Below are 15,193 nucleotides of genomic sequence, written 5' to 3'. Positions count from 1 at the left end.
CGGTTCGGACGTGCGCACGACGTCGCCCGCACCATCTGGTGGTGACCCCGCTCGCACGGGGTCAGGCCATCAGGCGTTGAAGCGGTACGAACCCGCGCGGGCCCGGTAGACCCCGTAGCGGGCTCCTCCCGAGGTGTCGTCGCGGACGAAGGCGACACCTCGGGGCACGGTGACGGGCTTGCCCTGGGTGGGGACCCAGATCTCGGCCTCGGTGTTGTGCGGGATGGTCACCGCGAGGTCGATCCTGCCGTCCGGGCGGCGCCGCCATTCCGAGGACACCGTGCCGCGCACGGTGTCGATGGAGGCGCTGACGTGGCCGAGGGTCGCGGGCGCCAGGTCGGTGTCCTGTGTGTCCTTCGGAACCCGGCTGTTGACCTCGGCCGCCGGGATGTACGGGCGGATGCGCAGCGATTCGTAGGCGGTGGCGGTCGGCCTGATGCCGGCCAGGCTCTGGTAGAACCAGGTGGCCACGTTGGAGCGGTAGTGGTGGTTGACCGAGAGCCGGTCGGTCCACTGCTCCCACAGCGAGGTGGCGCCCTTGGCGATCTGGTGGACGTAGCCGGGAGCGCCGGTCTGGGTGACGGCCTTGAGGGCGATGTCGGTGTAGCCGTACTCGCTGAGGATGTTGAACTCGTAGCGCGACCCGTACATGTCGTTCTGGATGTGGTGATCCGCCGCGGCGATGCGGTCGGCGAGCAGCTTCGCGAGGGCCCTCTTGTTCTCGGCGAGTGTCTTGGTGCCGGCCAGGTGGCGGGGGTCGTCGGGGCTCAGGTCCGAGCCTGGGACCAGGTCGAAGGCGATGGCGATGGTGTTCTCGCTGGAGATGCTGCCCTGGGTGAAGTGGCCTTGAGACGTGTCCCAGTAGTTGGCGATGAACGCCTTGCGCAGGGTGCGCGCCAGCTTCGTGTAGTGGGCGGCGCGCTCGGTGCGGCCGAGTCGGCGTCCCACCTCGTCCATGTAGTCGCAGAAGTGGATGTAGAAGGCGAGGCTGATGACGGCGTTGCTGCCGGGCGGCTCGGCACCGGAGTAGGCGCCGAGGGAGGCTTCGAACCTGTAGTCGTTCTCGGCGGTGAACAGCGTCTCGTAGTACTTCAGGAGCGTGTCCTGGTGGTCGTAGAGCTCGGCGAACAAGCTGCTGTTGCCGTAGTACGTGTGCAGTTCCCTCGGGATGACGAAGTACGCCGAGTCCCAGGCCGGCACCGCCTTCCACGCGGCGTTCCAGCCGGGGGTGTGGTCGTAGCCGTAGCCGCCCTTGGCCAGGGGGACGAACATGGGCAGCTGGCCGGTGGAGATCTGGGTGTCGGGGAAGTGGCGCAGATAGTTGGTGAGGAGGGCGTTGACGTCCCAGGTGAGGGACTGGGACTCGGAGCTGGCCATGGCGTCGCCGGTCCAGCCGTTCTTCTCCCGCGACGGGGTGTCGGTGGGCTTCTGCACCAGGTTGTTCTGCTCGGCCCACTCCAGGTTGCGCCGGACCCGGTTGAGCAGGGCGTTGTCCGTGGTGAACGTGCCGGTGCGGGCGAAGCCGGAGCGGGCGACCTCCACCGTCAGCACGTCGGCGTCCCGCCCCAGGTCGGGCGCCCGGCCGAGGACGGCTTCGAGGTTCATGACCTCCAGGTAGCGGAAGCCGAAGTGGCTGAACTGCTGTTCCCAGCCCTGAGTGGACCGCTTGCCGACGGTGTAGTAGTGGGTCTGGAGGTTGGCGTCGTGCTGGAAGTTCTCCTCCTCGACGGAGAACGGCGAGGCCGTCGTGGAGTCGCCGGTGGTGATGCGGTTGCCTCCGCGCAGCCGCAGGGTGAGGCCCTGCTTGTCGGGGCGTACGCCGCTGAGGCCGAGGCGGACGAAGCCGGTCAGGATCTGGCCGTAGTCCAGGATCCAGATGCCCGAGCCGGGGGCGGACTCGGTGATCGACACCGGGCGCAGCGTCCGGTTGACCAGCACCGGCTCCGCCTCGTGGGCCCGTACGGCGGCGGGCTTGAAGCCCTCGGGGACCGTGGTGGCCGGGAGCAGGCCGTGGTACTTCGGCTCGGGGGCCGCGCAGCTGCCCGGCGGGATCAGCGCGGTGGCCGGGCGCCAGTCGCGGCCGGTGCGGTAGCCGGCCGAGCGCCAGTCGCCCAGTTCCTCGGCGCGGCGGGCGTCGTACTTCTCCCCCGAGTAGACCGAGTCGAACGTGGTGGGGCCGTCCGCGCCGAGCCAGTCCTCGTCCGTGACCAGTGTGGTGGCCGAGCCGTCGGTGTAGGTCACGACGAGCTTCGCCCGCATGCGGGGCTGGCCGGCGTAGGGCGCGAGCTGCCAGTACCACTCCTGGGGTGTCGTCACTCCGTACCAGCCGCGCCCGAGCTCGGCGGCGACGGCGTTCTCCCGGCCCGCGTCGAGCAGCCCGGTGACGTCGAAGGTGTCATAGAGCACCGTACGGTCGTAGGTGCTCTGGTCGGTGAGCAGCCGGGGCACGTTGGCGCGGTCCCGGGCCGCCCGCTTGCCGTCGACGGTGATCGGCTCGCCGTTGACGGTGAAGGTGACGTTGCCCGCGGCGCTCAGGTGCAGGCGTGCCCTGGCTATGCGCCGGCCACGGGGCAGCGTGAACGCGCGGCGCAGCAGCGGCGCGGGGTTGGCGATGGGCAGCACGGCGTTCTTGGCCGGAAGGTACGGGTTCTTGGGCGGGAAGGTCAGGCCCGCGAGGGTGCCGATGCCGCTCTCGAACGGGTTGGCGCCCGTGGTCAGGTCCACGGAGAAGTCGGGGGCGCCGGTACCGGTCACCTTGACGCTGCGCACGGTGGCGTCGGTGCCACCGGCGAAACCGAAGCTGCCGTGGCGGCGGATCTGGTCCCCGGTGAGTGTGCGGCTGTCGACCTCGATGTCGTTGACCCTGGTGGTCACGGTGAGGCCGCGGACGGAGACCACCACCGTGTGGTCGCGGGTGGCCCAGGTGTCCTTGGTCAGCCCGGTCGAGGCGGGGAGGGCGACCGTGCCGACGGGGACACCGCGGGTACCCGCGGTGGTGGGGTTGGTCTCGCTCTGGGGGTCGTACCGGTTGACGCCCCAGTCGGGCTCGGAGGTGCCGTCGTCCACCCAGGTGTTGCCCGCGTAGTGGCTGGTCTTCATCGCCAGCCGCATGGTGTCGCCGCTCTGCTGGAGGGTCCAGACGAGCCCCTCGCCCCAGGTCTTGCCGATGGGCTCGGCCCGCAGCAGCAGGGAGAGCCCGCTCGCGGGGTCGGAGCCGCCGCGGAAGACGACGGTCGCGGTGAGGTCCCGCCAGTCGTGGTCCTGCGCCGTACGGCCACCGATCCACCGGGCGCCCGACCAGTCCTTCTCCCCCTTCAGCAGGCCGGTCTCCCATACCGCGGACTCGCTCCAGGCGCCGGGGGCGCCCTTCTCGTCCCAGGTCCGCACCCGCCAGAAGTACGCCTGCTCCGACCGGAGACTCGCGCCCCCGTAGGGCACCTCGGTGCTGTTCGAGCCGGCCACCTTGCCGCTGCTCCAGATATCCGCCTTGCCGGGCGCGGTGCCGACCTGGATCTCGTACGCGGTCTGGCGGGCCACCGGAGGCACCCAGCCGAAGGCCGGGGCGGTCTCCGTGCCCAGCGGTGCGACCTGGGAGTTGACCTGGAGGTTCGCGGGGGCGGAGCGGTGTCCGCCGCCGGTCGACGCCAGGGTGTTCGGCGCGGCCGCGAGCGGGAGGGAGGCCCCGGCTGCGGCCGCCGTCATGACGCCCAGCATGTGTCGACGGCTCAGCGCACTTCTGCTCTCCTCGGCCATGGCTCGGATTCCTTTCGTCAGCGCACTGCACTTGAAACGGCAGGGCTTGAAATGGGCTGAGGCTTGAAACGATTCAATACCTTCCAAGTGGAAAGCTTAGGGACAACCCGAGGGGGAGCACAATGGTCTGGCGTCACGACACGCCCAGCGAATCCCAACCTTGTGGTAGATTTTGACGCTCAGCTGATGCGCACGACCGATCCGGACCGGCTTCGTTGGGGAAAGTGAGCGCACCGTGGGCCAGGCCAAGGCACGTGGGCCGTACGCCAAGACGCCGGCCCGCAGAGCGGAGATCGTACGGGCGGCACGCGACAGCTTCGCCGAGAACGGCTACGCCAAGGCCTCCCTGCGCGACATCGCGGAAAGGGCCGGCATCACCCACGCCGGCCTCCTCCACCACTTCCGCAACAAGGACGAGCTCCTTGCCGAGGTTCTGGCCGAGCGGGACTCCCAAGAGTGGCAGCAGGGCCTCGCGCAGGTCGAGAGCCCGGACCAGCTCGCGCCCTACCTCGGCGAGCTCATCCGCCACCACCAGAAGGCCCCCGAGCTGATGCGCCTGTGGATCGAGCTCGCCGCCGCGGCCTCACGCCCGGACCACCCCGCCCACGCGTACTTCGCCGAGCGCTACGAACGCGGGCGCAGGCAGTTCGCCGAGGGACTCCACGACGAGGCGGCCCGCGGCAAGCTGCGCGGGGACCTCAGCCCCGAGAGCGCCGCGGTCCTCTTCCATGCCGTGCTCAACGGGCTCCAGTTGCAGTGGGTGCTCGACCAGGATCTCGACATCGTCGGACCCATCAGCGACTTCGTGCGCCTGCTTCTCGACCAGGACGACCAGTAGGCGGAGCGCCACCCGGTCCGGCCGGCCGCCGGGCAGGATGCCCGCGCCCACACCCCTCACCTGCGACAAGCCGTACCGCCACTTTTCGCGCGCCCGCTCTCCGCGCTCATGCGATCCGCGGCCGGATAACGCTCTGATCACGAAGCCGAACGGCAACTTCCCGCACTCGCGATCCCGGTCTAGCGTCCGATCACGAAAACCAACCACCTGGTAAAAGTTGACGCTCACACGTCGGCGTACCAGCGCAGCGGCGCACTGACGAAGGCATCCGCCTCCCCGCGCGACTGCCGTCGCAGCGCAAGCGCCATCAGGCCCGTCACCACCGACGCTCAGAAAGGCAGTCGACGATGACCGAACTCGCCCCCGGGTTCCTCTGGGGAGCCTCCACCGCACCGCACCAGATCGAGGGCAACAACCTCAACAGCGACTTCTGGGCGAGCGAGGGGCGCGTGCCCGGCATGGAGCGCAGCGGCGACGCGTGCGACAGCTACCACCGGTACCGCGAGGACATGCGACTGCTCGCCGACGCCGGGCTCAACGCCTACCGCTTCGGAATCGAGTGGGCCCGGATCGAGCCGGTCCCCGGCCTGATCTCGCGGGCGGAACTGGCCCACTACCGGCGCATGATCGAGACGGCATTCGAGCTCGGCCTGACCCCGGTCGTGACACTGCACCACTTCACCAGCCCGCTCTGGTTCGCGCAGGAGGGCGGCTGGCTCGGCGACCGCGCCGCCGAGCGGTTCAAGGCGTACGCCGAGGCGGTCTCACCGATTCTCGACGGCGTCGAGTGGGTCGTCACGATGAACGAGCCGAACATGCTGGCCATCATGGTCGGCATGGCCCAGGCCATGCGGAACCAGCAGGCGGCCGGGGAGTGGCAGAGCCCCACCGTCGACAACGAGGGCCCGCGCCCACCGCTGCCGGCCCCCGATGTGAAGATCGGCGAGCGGTTGATCGAGGCACACCACGCCGTACGGGACGTGCTGCGCGAGCGCACCGGCGCCAAGGTCGGCTGGACGGTCGCCAACCGCGCCTTCGTCGCCCGCCCGGGGGCCGACGAGAAGAAGCGGGAGCTGGAGTACGTCTGGGAGGACCTCTACCTGGAGGGAGCGCGCGGCGACGACTTCGTCGGCGTGCAGTCGTACTCCAGCCAGTGGGTCCGCCCGGACGGCATCGAGCCCCACCCGCAGCACCCGGACAACACGCTCGTGGGAACCGCCTACCGGCCCGACGCCCTGGGTATCGCCGTGCGGCACACCGCCGAGGTCACCGGTGGCATGCCGATCCTGATCACCGAGAACGGCATCGCCACCCACGACGACACCCGCCGGATCGACTACACCGCCGACGCGCTCAAGCACCTCCAGGCGGCGATCGCCGACGGCGCGGACGTCCGCGGCTATCTGCACTGGAGCCTCCTCGACAACTACGAGTGGGGCCACTGGGCGCCGACCTTCGGACTGGTCGAGGTGGACCGCGAGACCTTCGAGCGCCGCCCCAAGCCCAGCCTGGCCTGGCTGGGCGAGACCGCCCGCCGCGCGCGCAACTGACCGCACCGCACCGCACCCCGGAAGGACACATCGTGCAGGTATCCGTACCCGACGTCTCGTCCCGGCCCCTGGCCGAACTGGTCTCACTGTCCGGGCGGCACGCCGTCGTGACCGGCGCCGGCCGCGGACTGGGCCGGGCCATCGCCGAGCGCCTGGTCGAAGCAGGAGCGGACGTACTCGTCACGGACATCGAGCAAGGGCTCGCCACCGCTGTCGCCGAGGACCTCGACGCCCGCGGCCAGGGCCGTGCGCTGGCCGCCCACCTGGATGTCACCGACACCGAGAGCATCGTCGCGGCCGCCGACCTCGCGGTCCGGGAGTTCGGCGGGGTCGACATCTGGGTCAACAACGCCGGGATCTTCCCCAGCGTTTCCGCACTGGAGATGTCCGACCGGACCTGGGACGAGGTGTTCGCCGTGAACACGCGCGGTGTCTTCCTCGGATCCCGGGAGGCGGCGCGCCGGATGAGCGGGGCCGGGAGCGGTGGTGTCATCGTCAACGTCGTCTCCACGGCCGGGTTCCGGGGGACGGCCCCCGGGCTCGCCGCCTACGTCGGCTCCAAGCACGCGGCGCGTGGCATCACCCGGCAACTCGCCCTCGAATTCGCACCGTTCGGCATCCGCGTCCTGGGCGTCGCTCCGACATACGTGCCGACCGAGGGGAACATGGCGGCGGCCGCCGCGGCGGCCGGTGCCCGCGCGGACGCCGGGGACATCTTGTCCGTGATGCAGCCGAGCCTGCTCGGCCGGCTCGGCGTGCCCGACGACATCGCCCGCGTGGTGCTGTTCTGCGCGAGCGACCTCTCGGCCTTCATGACGGGGAGCACGCTCCTCGCCGACGCCGGTGAAACGATTTAACCGGCGGCGCCGCACCAGTCCCCCATCCCCCTCGGGCCTCTCCGCCCGCAACGACGCGTAGGAACGCCATGCTCTCGCCCCGCACCAGCCCCACCCGCGACATCGTCAGCCTCGACGGCCTGTGGCGGTTCGCTCTCGGCACCCGCGCCGCCGCCACCCCGTGGACGTCGCGGCTCGCCTCGCCTCTCGAAGCCCCCGTCCCCGCCAGCTACAACGACCTGTTCACGGACGCGGAGATCCGTGACCATGTCGGCGTCGCCTGGTACCAGCGCGATGTGCGCGTGCCGCGCGGCTGGGCGGGGCAGCGGGTGGTCCTCCGCTTCGGCTCCGTCACCCACGCCGCACAGGTCTACGCGGACGACCGACTCGTGGCCGAACACGCTGGCGGCTACACCCCGTTCGAGGCGGACCTGACCGGGATCGTCCGCCCTGGCACCGAGTTCCGGCTCACCGTCGGCGTGGACAACCGGCTGACGAACGAGACGATTCCACCGGGCACCCTCACGACGGGCCCCGACAGCCGCGAACGCCAGTCCTACCTGCACGACTTCTACAACTACGCGGGCATCGCACGCCCGGTCCGCCTGTGCAGCACGCCGCGGACGTTCGTGGAGGACGTCACGGTCGTCACCGGACGGGACGGCACGGCCGGCATCGTCGACTACCGCGTGGAGACCGGCGGCGAGACCGCCGACGCGCCGATCGTCCGGGTGCGCGCGGTCGACGAGACGGGCGAGACCGTGGCCGAGGCGCACGGACCCGAGGGCACCTTCCGCATCGAGGATGTCACCCTCTGGCAGCCCGGCGCCGCCTACCTGTACGACCTCGTGGTGGAGCTGATCGCCGACGGCGGGACCGGTGAGGGGGAACCGGTCGACAGCTACACCCAGCCCTTCGGCGTCCGCACCGTCGAAGTGCGGGGCACCGAGTTCCTCATCAACGGCGAACCGTTCTACTTCACCGGTTTCGGCAAACACGAGGACATCCCCGTCCGGGGCAAGGGCCACGACGACGCCTACCTCGTCCACGACTTTCAGCTCCTTCAGTGGACCGGCGCCAACTCCTTCCGCACCGCGCACTACCCGTACGCGGAGGAAGTGCTCGAATTCGCCGACCGGCACGGCATCGTCGTCATCGACGAGACCGCCGCCGTCGGCCTGAACCTGGGAGTCCAGGGCGGGCTCACCGGCGTTCCGCCCACCCCGACCTTCGCGCCGGAGAACTTCGGCGGGACCACGCGCGACACGCACGCCCAGCACCTGCGCGAGCTGGTCGCACGGGACAAGAACCACCCGAGCGTGGTGATGTGGTGCCTGGCCAATGAACCGGCCTCCAACGAGGACGGCGCCCGCGAATACTTCGAGCCGCTGGTCGAGCTGGCCCGCGAGCTCGACCCGACCCGCCCCCTCACCTACGCCGCGGTCATGTTCGCGACGCCGCGGAACGACCTGATCGGCGACCTGTTCGATGTGCTGAGCATCAACCGCTACTACGGCTGGTACCTCTTCACCGGCGACCTCGCGACCGCCGAACAGGCCCTGGAGCAGGATCTGCGCGGCTGGGCGGCGCGCTTCGGCAAGCCGGTCATGATGTCCGAGTACGGCGCCGACACCCAGCCCGGCCTGCACTCCGTCTGGGACACCCCGTGGAGCGAGGAGTACCAGAGCGACTACCTCGCCATGTACCACCGCGTCTTCGACCGCATCCCCGAGTTCGTCGGCGAACACGTCTGGAACTTCGCCGACTTCCAGACCTCCCCCGGCATCCACCGCGTGGACGGCAACAAGAAGGGCGTGTTCACCCGCGACCGCAGGCCGAAGACGGCCGCGTTCTCCCTCCGCCGCCGCTGGCACGGTCTGAGCGGGCGGAAGCCGGGCCGGGCCACGGGCGGCTGACGCTCCTCCCCCTCCCGCTCCGTTCTCCGTGATCCGCCGCGAAACGCACTTCTGAATCGTTCCAAAAGGAGTCGAACCACATGCCCACTCCCCCTCCCCCACCGCCACTCACCGCGCACAGCACCATCGACGCATGGCTGACCCACCCGAAAGGCGCGCCGCTCATCGAGGCGCTGCTGGAACAGGCGGGGGTACCGCAGGAGATGCTCGCCCCGGTGCGCACGCTGCCGCTCCAGCAACTTGTCGCCGTCAGCCAGGGACAGCTGCCTCAGGCGGTCGTCGACGAACTCGTGCTCCAGGTCAACGACGGCGTCATGCCCGCCGAGGAGAGCGGCCCGAGCCGGTGGACCGAGCGCGTCACGGCCGGACGGTTCGACGGCAAGACCGTCATCGTCACGGGCGCGGCCTCCGGCATCGGCCGGGCGACCGCCTCGCGCATCGCCCGGGAAGGCGGCCGCGTGATCGGTGTGGACGTCTCGGCCGCGCGCCTCCAGGACCTCGTCACCTCCCTCCCCGATGGCGCGATCGCCGCCGTCGTCGGCGACATCACGCGCCAGGACGACATCGACCGTATCGTCGCTGCGGCCGACGGCCGTATCGACGCCCTCGCCAACGTGGCCGGTGTGAACGACGACTTCTCGCCGGTCCATGAGACCTCCGACGAGATCTGGGACCGCGTCATCGGCATCAATCTCACCGGCGGCTTCAAACTGTCCCGCGCGGTCCTGCCGGTCATGATGGCCGCGGGTGCAGGCTCGATCGTCAACGTCGCCTCGGAGGCGGCGCTGCGCGGCAACTCCTCGGGCACCGCGTACACCGTCTCCAAACACGGTGTCATCGGCCTGACCAGGTCTGCCGCCTTCATGTACGGCCCGCACGGCATCCGGGTCAACGCGGTCGCGCCCGGCGGCGTGGCGACCGGCATCCCGATGCCCGCGCAGGTGTCGCAGTCGGGTTCCGCCCGCCTCGCCCCCTTCCAGCAGGCGATCCCGAGCCTGGCCACCGCCGAACAGCTGGCGGCCTCCATCACCTTTCTGCTCAGCGACGACGGCATCAACATCAACGGCGCCGTCCTCCCGTCCGACGGGGGCTGGTCGGTCCAGTAATGCGCAAACGCCGGTGGCAGCCGAGCGTCGAGCGGGCCCGGTTACGTGCCGCTCCGCAGTCACCCCACCAGTTCACCCACGAGCGCGTGTGCCGGCCTCCGCCGGCTGCCGCGTCGCCTGGCAATCGTGAGACGAAGGAGTCCTCATGCCTCAGAACGACCGCGACATCAGCGTGGCAGGACCACCGCCGACCGAGCCGGCCGGGCGTGACGGTGAGGCGTCGGCCGAGACCTCGGCCTCCGAGATCGAGGCCCCGCCGCTGAAGAAGATCGACACGGGCTACATCATCTGGATGATGATCGCCAACTTCGGCTCCTCGCTGGCCCTGATGGTTCCGCTCTCCTACTCGCTGGCGCTGCGGATCTCCGACCTCGCCCCCGGGCGCGAGGAGTTGCTCGGGTACGTCACCGGTTCCGCCCAGTTCGTCTACCTGGTCCTCAGCCCTCTGATCGGTTTCTGGAGCGACCGGACGCGGTCCCGCTTCGGTCGCAGAACCCCGTTCATGATCGTCGGGACGGTCCTGGGTTTCGTCGCGCTCTTCGGTATCGCCGCCGCACCGACGGTGTTCCTGGTGGGCCTGTCGTGGGTCGTCGGCATGGTCGGCTGGTCCACGGCCAGTCAGGCCATCCAGAACGTCCAGGCCGACCGTGTCCCCGAGGAGCAGCGCGGCCGTATCGCGGCATGGACCAGCGTCACGAGCCAGATCGCGCCGGTGATCGGCATCGGCATCGCGTACGCGGTGGCCTCCAGCACCCTCCTCGTCTTTCTGGTCCCGGGCCTCCTCGGAGCCACCATGCTGGTCCTGTTCCCCCTCTTGAAGCCGGAAGGGGACTCCCGTGAACTCGTCCACACCGGCGATGTGACCATCAGGGACCTGGTGGCCAGCTATGGATTCAATCCGCGGAAGTACCCCGACTTCGGCTGGAACTGGCTCGGCCGCTTCGTCTTCTTCATGGGCCTGTACTTCAACACCACCTTCGGCACCTTCTTCTACGCCCAGCGGCTCGACCTGCCCGTCAAGGAGGTCGCCGGCGTCGTGGCGGCGATCGGGACGATCGGGGTGCTGGCAGCGGCCGGGGGCGCCATCGGGGGCGGCTTCCTCTCCGACAAGCTCGGCCGGCGCAAGCTGTTCACCCTGATCGGGTCCGCGATCTTCGTCGCCGGGGCCGTCACCGAGGCGTTCGCCCAGGCGCTGCCCCAACTCGTCATCGGTGCGGTGCTGATGCAGCTCGCCATCGCGGTGTTCAGCGCCGTCGACCAGGCGATCGTGTTCGCCGTCCTCCCGGACCGGGCGCAGGCGGGTCGCTATCTCGCGGTCGTCGCGTTCGCTCAGAAGATTCCCAGCGCCATCGCCCCACTGATCGCCCCGCTGATCATCACCATCGGCGTCTCCGGCGGCGGCGACAAGAACTACACGCAGCTCTATCTGGGCGGCGCGGTCCTCGCGCTGGTCGGCGGCCTGATCATCAAGTTCAAGGTCAAGTCGGTCCGGTAACACGACACGTTCGTCAACTTCCCGAGAGAGCAGAGCATGAACAACGCACCGTATGACCTGCGCATCGACAGCGGCGGTGATCAGTTCGCCGTGTCGGGCCCCGCGCCCCGCCTGTCGTGGAAGCCGCCATCGGGCACGGGGCGCCCGGCGGGATACGAGCTGCAATGCGCCGTCGACGGCGAGGCGCGGCCCGCGGTGGCGGTCGCGCCCGGCAGGCACCGGTTCCTCCCCTGGCCCTGGGCGGCGCTGTGCAGCGGCCGCCAGGTGGCCTGGCGGGTCCGAGCCACCGGCGCCGACAGCGCCGACGGCCTGTCGCCGTGGTCGAAGTGGAGCACCTTCGAGGTCGGCCTCCTCGACAAGGACTGGCGGGCGCGCTGGATATCGCCGGCCGAATCCGGCGACCCCGGCTACGGCAAGCGTCCGGCCCACACCCTGACGACCCGGTTCGAGGCGCGGCCCGGGGTGCGCTCGGCACGGCTGTACGCGACGGCGCTCGGTGTGTACGAGGCGTATGTGAACGGCGAGCGGGCCGGCACCGCCGAGCTCTCCCCCGGCGCCACCTCCTACGACCGCACCCTCTACGCCCAGGCCTCCGACGTCACGGCCGCCGTGCGGGCGGGCGGCAACCGGATCGAGATCGTCCTCTCGGACGGCTGGTACCGGGGCCAGGTCGGCGCGTTCCGCCTGCCGGCCGGCTGGGGAACGATGCTCGGCGCACGCGCCGAACTGCACATCAGATACGAGGACGGCTCACACCAGGTCGTCCTCAGCGATGAGACCTGGACGAGCGCCGGGTCGGCCATCACCCGGGCCGACCTCATGGACGGGCAGACCACCGACTTCCGCGCCGGGCCGCGCGCCGAACGGCCGGTCCTCGTCGATCAGATCGAGGCTCCCGCGATCGACTGGTCGCCCGCACCTCCCGTACGCGTCGTCGGCTCCCGCCCGGCGCGGTCCGTCACACAGCTCGCGGACGGGCTCTGGATCGCCGACTTCGGCCAGAACGCCTCCGGCCGGACGGCCCTGAGCGACCTCGGCCCGGCCGGCACCCGCACCGTCGTCGACTACGGCGAGCACATCGGCGCCGACGGCGACCTGACCACCGCCCACCTGGACTCCGTCCGCCCCGGTGAGGAGCCGGTCCCCTTCGTCCAGCGCGACGAGGCCGTCTCCGCCGGCCGGGGCGAGGTGTTCGAGCCACGCCACACCGTGCACGGCTTCCGGTACGCCCGCCTTCGCCGCGACGGCGCCCCGCTCGACCCCGCGAGCCTCACGATGCGCGTCGTCCACACCGATCTGCGCCGCACCGGCACCTTCGCGTGCAGTGACGACGACCTCAACCGCCTCCATGAGATCGCTGACTGGAGCTTCCGCGGCAACGCCGTCGATGTCCCGACGGACTGCCCGACCCGCGAACGGCTCGCCTGGACCGGCGACTACCAGGTCTTCGCGCCGACCGCCACGCGTTTGTACGACGTCCTCGGCTTCAGCCGCAAATGGCTCCGCTCCGTCCGCGACGACCAGTTGCCCGACGGCCGGATCGCCAACTTCTCGCCCGACGGCCGCCGCATCAAGCACCACCTCGACGACCAGTTCGCCATGATGACCGGCTCGGCGGGCTGGGGCGACGCGATCGTCGCCGTCCCCTGGGAGCTGTACCGGTCCTACGGCGACCAGGAGGTGCTCGCCGAGAACTGGGAGGCGATGGTCCGCTGGGTCGAGTGGGCACTGCGGACCGCCCGCACCGCCCGTCACCGGTCCCGGATCGAGCGCTCGGCCGTGCCGCTGCCGCACGAGCGGTACCTCTGGGACGGCTCCTTCCACTGGGGCGAGTGGACCGAGCCGAAGGCGAAGGCGGCCGACGGCACCCGCGCCGACCCGATCAGGGACGACCCGATCGCCTGGTTCACGGCCGACAAGGGCGAGGTCGGCACGGCGTTCCTGTACCGGTCGACATCGACCCTCGCCCGCGCCGCGAAGGTGCTCGGCCGCGCCGAGGACGCGGCCCGCTATGCCGAGACCGCCGAGCGCGTCCGCGACGCCTGGCGCACCGAGTTCCTCACCTCCGACGGACGCACCACCGGCGACACGCAGGCCGCCTATGTGCGCGCGCTCTCCCTCGGACTCGTCCCCGACGAGCTGTGCCCGGCCGCCGCCGCACGCCTCGTCGAGCTGATCCGCGCCGCCGGCACCCACCTGGGCACCGGCTTCCTCGCCACCGGCGACCTGCTCCCCGTGCTCTGCGACACCGGCCACGCCGATACCGCCTACGAGCTGCTCTTCCGGCGCACCGCACCGTCCTGGCTGTACATGCTCGACCGCGGCGCGACGACCATCTGGGAGGACTGGGAGGGCGTCGACGAGAACGGGGACGCGCACGACTCCCTGAACCACTACAGCAAGGGCGCCGTGATCCGCTTCCTGCACACCCACACGCTGGGGCTGCGGCAGGCCCCGGGGTCGGTCGCCTGGGAGTCCTTCGAGGTCGCGCCCGTCCCGCACCCGTCGCTGACATGGGCCCGGGGCACCCACGACTCCCCGCAGGGCACGATCACCGTCGAGTGGCGGAGGACCGGCGACGAGCTGACCCTCACCGTGGACGTGCCGCCGGCCACGACCGCACGTGTCGTCTTTCCCGACGGCGCCACCGAGACCGCCACGGCAGGCAGGTTCCGTGCCACCCGCCGTACAGGGAAGGCCTCCGGCGATCAGCGCTGCTGAGCGTGGACCGGGGAAGGCGGTGTCCTGCTCATGTACCAGCCGTCGCAGCGGGGCCCCATGAGGTCCGACGGCCAGCCCGCCGTCTCCACGGCGGCGTCGTAGACGGCGTCACCGAACGCGACGATGGCCTGGTGCGGGTCTGCTGTCTGCCTGAGCGCGGCCCACGGCAGCAGAACCAGACCGGCATCAGGGTTCCAGGCCGCTCCGTCGACCCCCCAGGACCGGCCCTCGAGGCCGTCCGGCTGAGGCCAGATGTAGGCGTACATGCTCACATCCGGCGCCTCGGGACTGCCGAAGGTGAATCCCACCGCCACATACTCTTCGAGCTGGGCGTTCTGCATGAACGCCGGAACGTGGGCCGGCGGGGCGGTGGGCCGTGCGCGATGCCGCGTGGCGGAGAGGTCGAAGCCGCCCCACATCACTCCGACCCGGGGCCGGTGACCCTGGAACGGCGCCTGCCACTCCTCGAGCCCGCCTGCGGCGAGGTTCAGCGCGCTCCACATCAGCCGTGCGGCCTGGCGATCCCAGTGGCGTTCGACGCGATCGTCTCCGAAGGTCGTCGGGGCATCGGGAATCTCGCAGATCAGCGAGGAGCCCGGCCTGCGAATGCCGAGTTCGCTCACCGCGGTGCAGAACGATGTGTAGAACGCGGCCAGTGATTCGTCGAACAGCGGCACGGTCCGTGAGCCCGAGTCCGCTTCGATGACCACGTCGCCGTCGAGGAGTCGGTAGTGCACGGTGAAGGTCACGTCCCGCTTCCGCAGCGTCGGCGTCCTGAGCCCACGGGGCGTGACTTCGAGGACGATGTTCCCCCAGCCGACCTCGAAAGGCTCGTCGAGTGTGTACTTGCCTCCGACCTGCACAAACCGGTTGACGTAAGCGACCATGGGAGCCAGGTCCTCGTAGACCAGCCTTGGCCACACGTGGAGAGACGTGCTCACGACGAACCTCCCAGCCTGTCGATGGGAACAGCGGGCG

The 15,193-nt window shown here is 70.4% G+C and carries 9 protein-coding genes; 7 read left to right on the top strand and 2 right to left on the bottom strand.

Going from position 1 to position 15,193, the window contains the following annotated elements; genetic code table 11:
- Positions 1-69: 69 nt before the first annotated feature.
- Complete coding sequence (locus ACH4S9_RS44210) at positions 70-3,702, bottom strand: family 78 glycoside hydrolase catalytic domain (protein ID WP_398377213.1); 3,633 nt, start codon at positions 3,700-3,702, stop codon at positions 70-72.
- A gap of 286 nt (positions 3,703-3,988) precedes the next feature.
- On the opposite strand from ACH4S9_RS44210, the gene ACH4S9_RS44205 reads away from it, so the two are divergent.
- The 7 genes from ACH4S9_RS44205 (at position 3,989) to ACH4S9_RS44175 (ending at position 14,215) form a co-directional block, all read left to right on the top strand.
- On the top strand, positions 3,989-4,591 hold the full coding sequence (locus ACH4S9_RS44205) for a TetR/AcrR family transcriptional regulator (protein WP_358845613.1): 603 nt from the start codon (positions 3,989-3,991) through the stop codon (positions 4,589-4,591).
- Between the two features lie 347 nt (positions 4,592-4,938).
- Positions 4,939-6,141: a glycoside hydrolase family 1 protein gene (locus ACH4S9_RS44200; RefSeq protein WP_385342944.1), complete on the top strand. Its 1,203-nt coding sequence runs from the start codon at positions 4,939-4,941 to the stop codon at positions 6,139-6,141.
- A gap of 32 nt (positions 6,142-6,173) precedes the next feature.
- Positions 6,174-6,998, top strand: a complete 825-nt coding sequence (locus tag ACH4S9_RS44195; RefSeq protein ID WP_398377211.1) for an SDR family NAD(P)-dependent oxidoreductase — start codon at positions 6,174-6,176, stop codon at positions 6,996-6,998.
- A 68-nt stretch (positions 6,999-7,066) separates the two neighbouring features.
- The gene (gene uidA / locus ACH4S9_RS44190; RefSeq protein WP_311728049.1) at positions 7,067-8,893 is read left to right on the top strand and encodes a beta-glucuronidase; all 1,827 of its coding nucleotides are present in this window, start codon (positions 7,067-7,069) and stop codon (positions 8,891-8,893) included.
- Positions 8,894-8,973: 80 nt separating this feature from the next.
- Complete coding sequence (locus tag ACH4S9_RS44185; protein WP_311728050.1) at positions 8,974-9,999, top strand: SDR family oxidoreductase; 1,026 nt, start codon at positions 8,974-8,976, stop codon at positions 9,997-9,999.
- Between the two features lie 145 nt (positions 10,000-10,144).
- Positions 10,145-11,494: an MFS transporter gene (locus ACH4S9_RS44180; RefSeq protein ID WP_398377209.1), complete on the top strand. Its 1,350-nt coding sequence runs from the start codon at positions 10,145-10,147 to the stop codon at positions 11,492-11,494.
- Between the two features lie 36 nt (positions 11,495-11,530).
- Positions 11,531-14,215 (top strand): family 78 glycoside hydrolase catalytic domain, encoded by a 2,685-nt coding sequence (locus tag ACH4S9_RS44175; RefSeq protein ID WP_398377208.1) that lies wholly within the window; start codon positions 11,531-11,533, stop codon positions 14,213-14,215.
- Here ACH4S9_RS44175 and ACH4S9_RS44170 read toward each other — a convergent pair.
- Positions 14,203-15,156 (bottom strand): DUF5996 family protein, encoded by a 954-nt coding sequence (locus ACH4S9_RS44170; protein WP_398377207.1) that lies wholly within the window; start codon positions 15,154-15,156, stop codon positions 14,203-14,205. The genes ACH4S9_RS44175 and ACH4S9_RS44170 overlap by 13 nt on opposite strands.
- Positions 15,157-15,193 lie beyond the last annotated feature (37 nt).

The sequence above is a fragment of the Streptomyces sp. NPDC021225 genome (assembly GCF_044332865.1).
Taxonomy (GTDB): Bacteria; Actinomycetota; Actinomycetes; order Streptomycetales; family Streptomycetaceae; genus Streptomyces.
This window is presented reverse-complemented; position numbering and strand designations above follow the sequence as displayed.

What these genes read in the sequence shown, in the direction of transcription:
- ACH4S9_RS44180 (WP_398377209.1), top strand. Translation starts at nt 10,145, where the DNA reads ATGCCTCAGAACGACCGCGACATCAGCGTGGCAGGACCACCGCCGACC.
- ACH4S9_RS44210 (WP_398377213.1), bottom strand. Translation starts at nt 3,702, where the DNA reads ATGACGGCGGCCGCAGCCGGGGCCTCCCTCCCGCTCGCGGCCGCGCCG.
- ACH4S9_RS44185 (WP_311728050.1), top strand. Translation starts at nt 8,974, where the DNA reads ATGCCCACTCCCCCTCCCCCACCGCCACTCACCGCGCACAGCACCATC.
- uidA (WP_311728049.1), top strand. Translation starts at nt 7,067, where the DNA reads ATGCTCTCGCCCCGCACCAGCCCCACCCGCGACATCGTCAGCCTCGAC.
- ACH4S9_RS44175 (WP_398377208.1), top strand. Translation starts at nt 11,531, where the DNA reads ATGAACAACGCACCGTATGACCTGCGCATCGACAGCGGCGGTGATCAG.
- ACH4S9_RS44200 (WP_385342944.1), top strand. Translation starts at nt 4,939, where the DNA reads ATGACCGAACTCGCCCCCGGGTTCCTCTGGGGAGCCTCCACCGCACCG.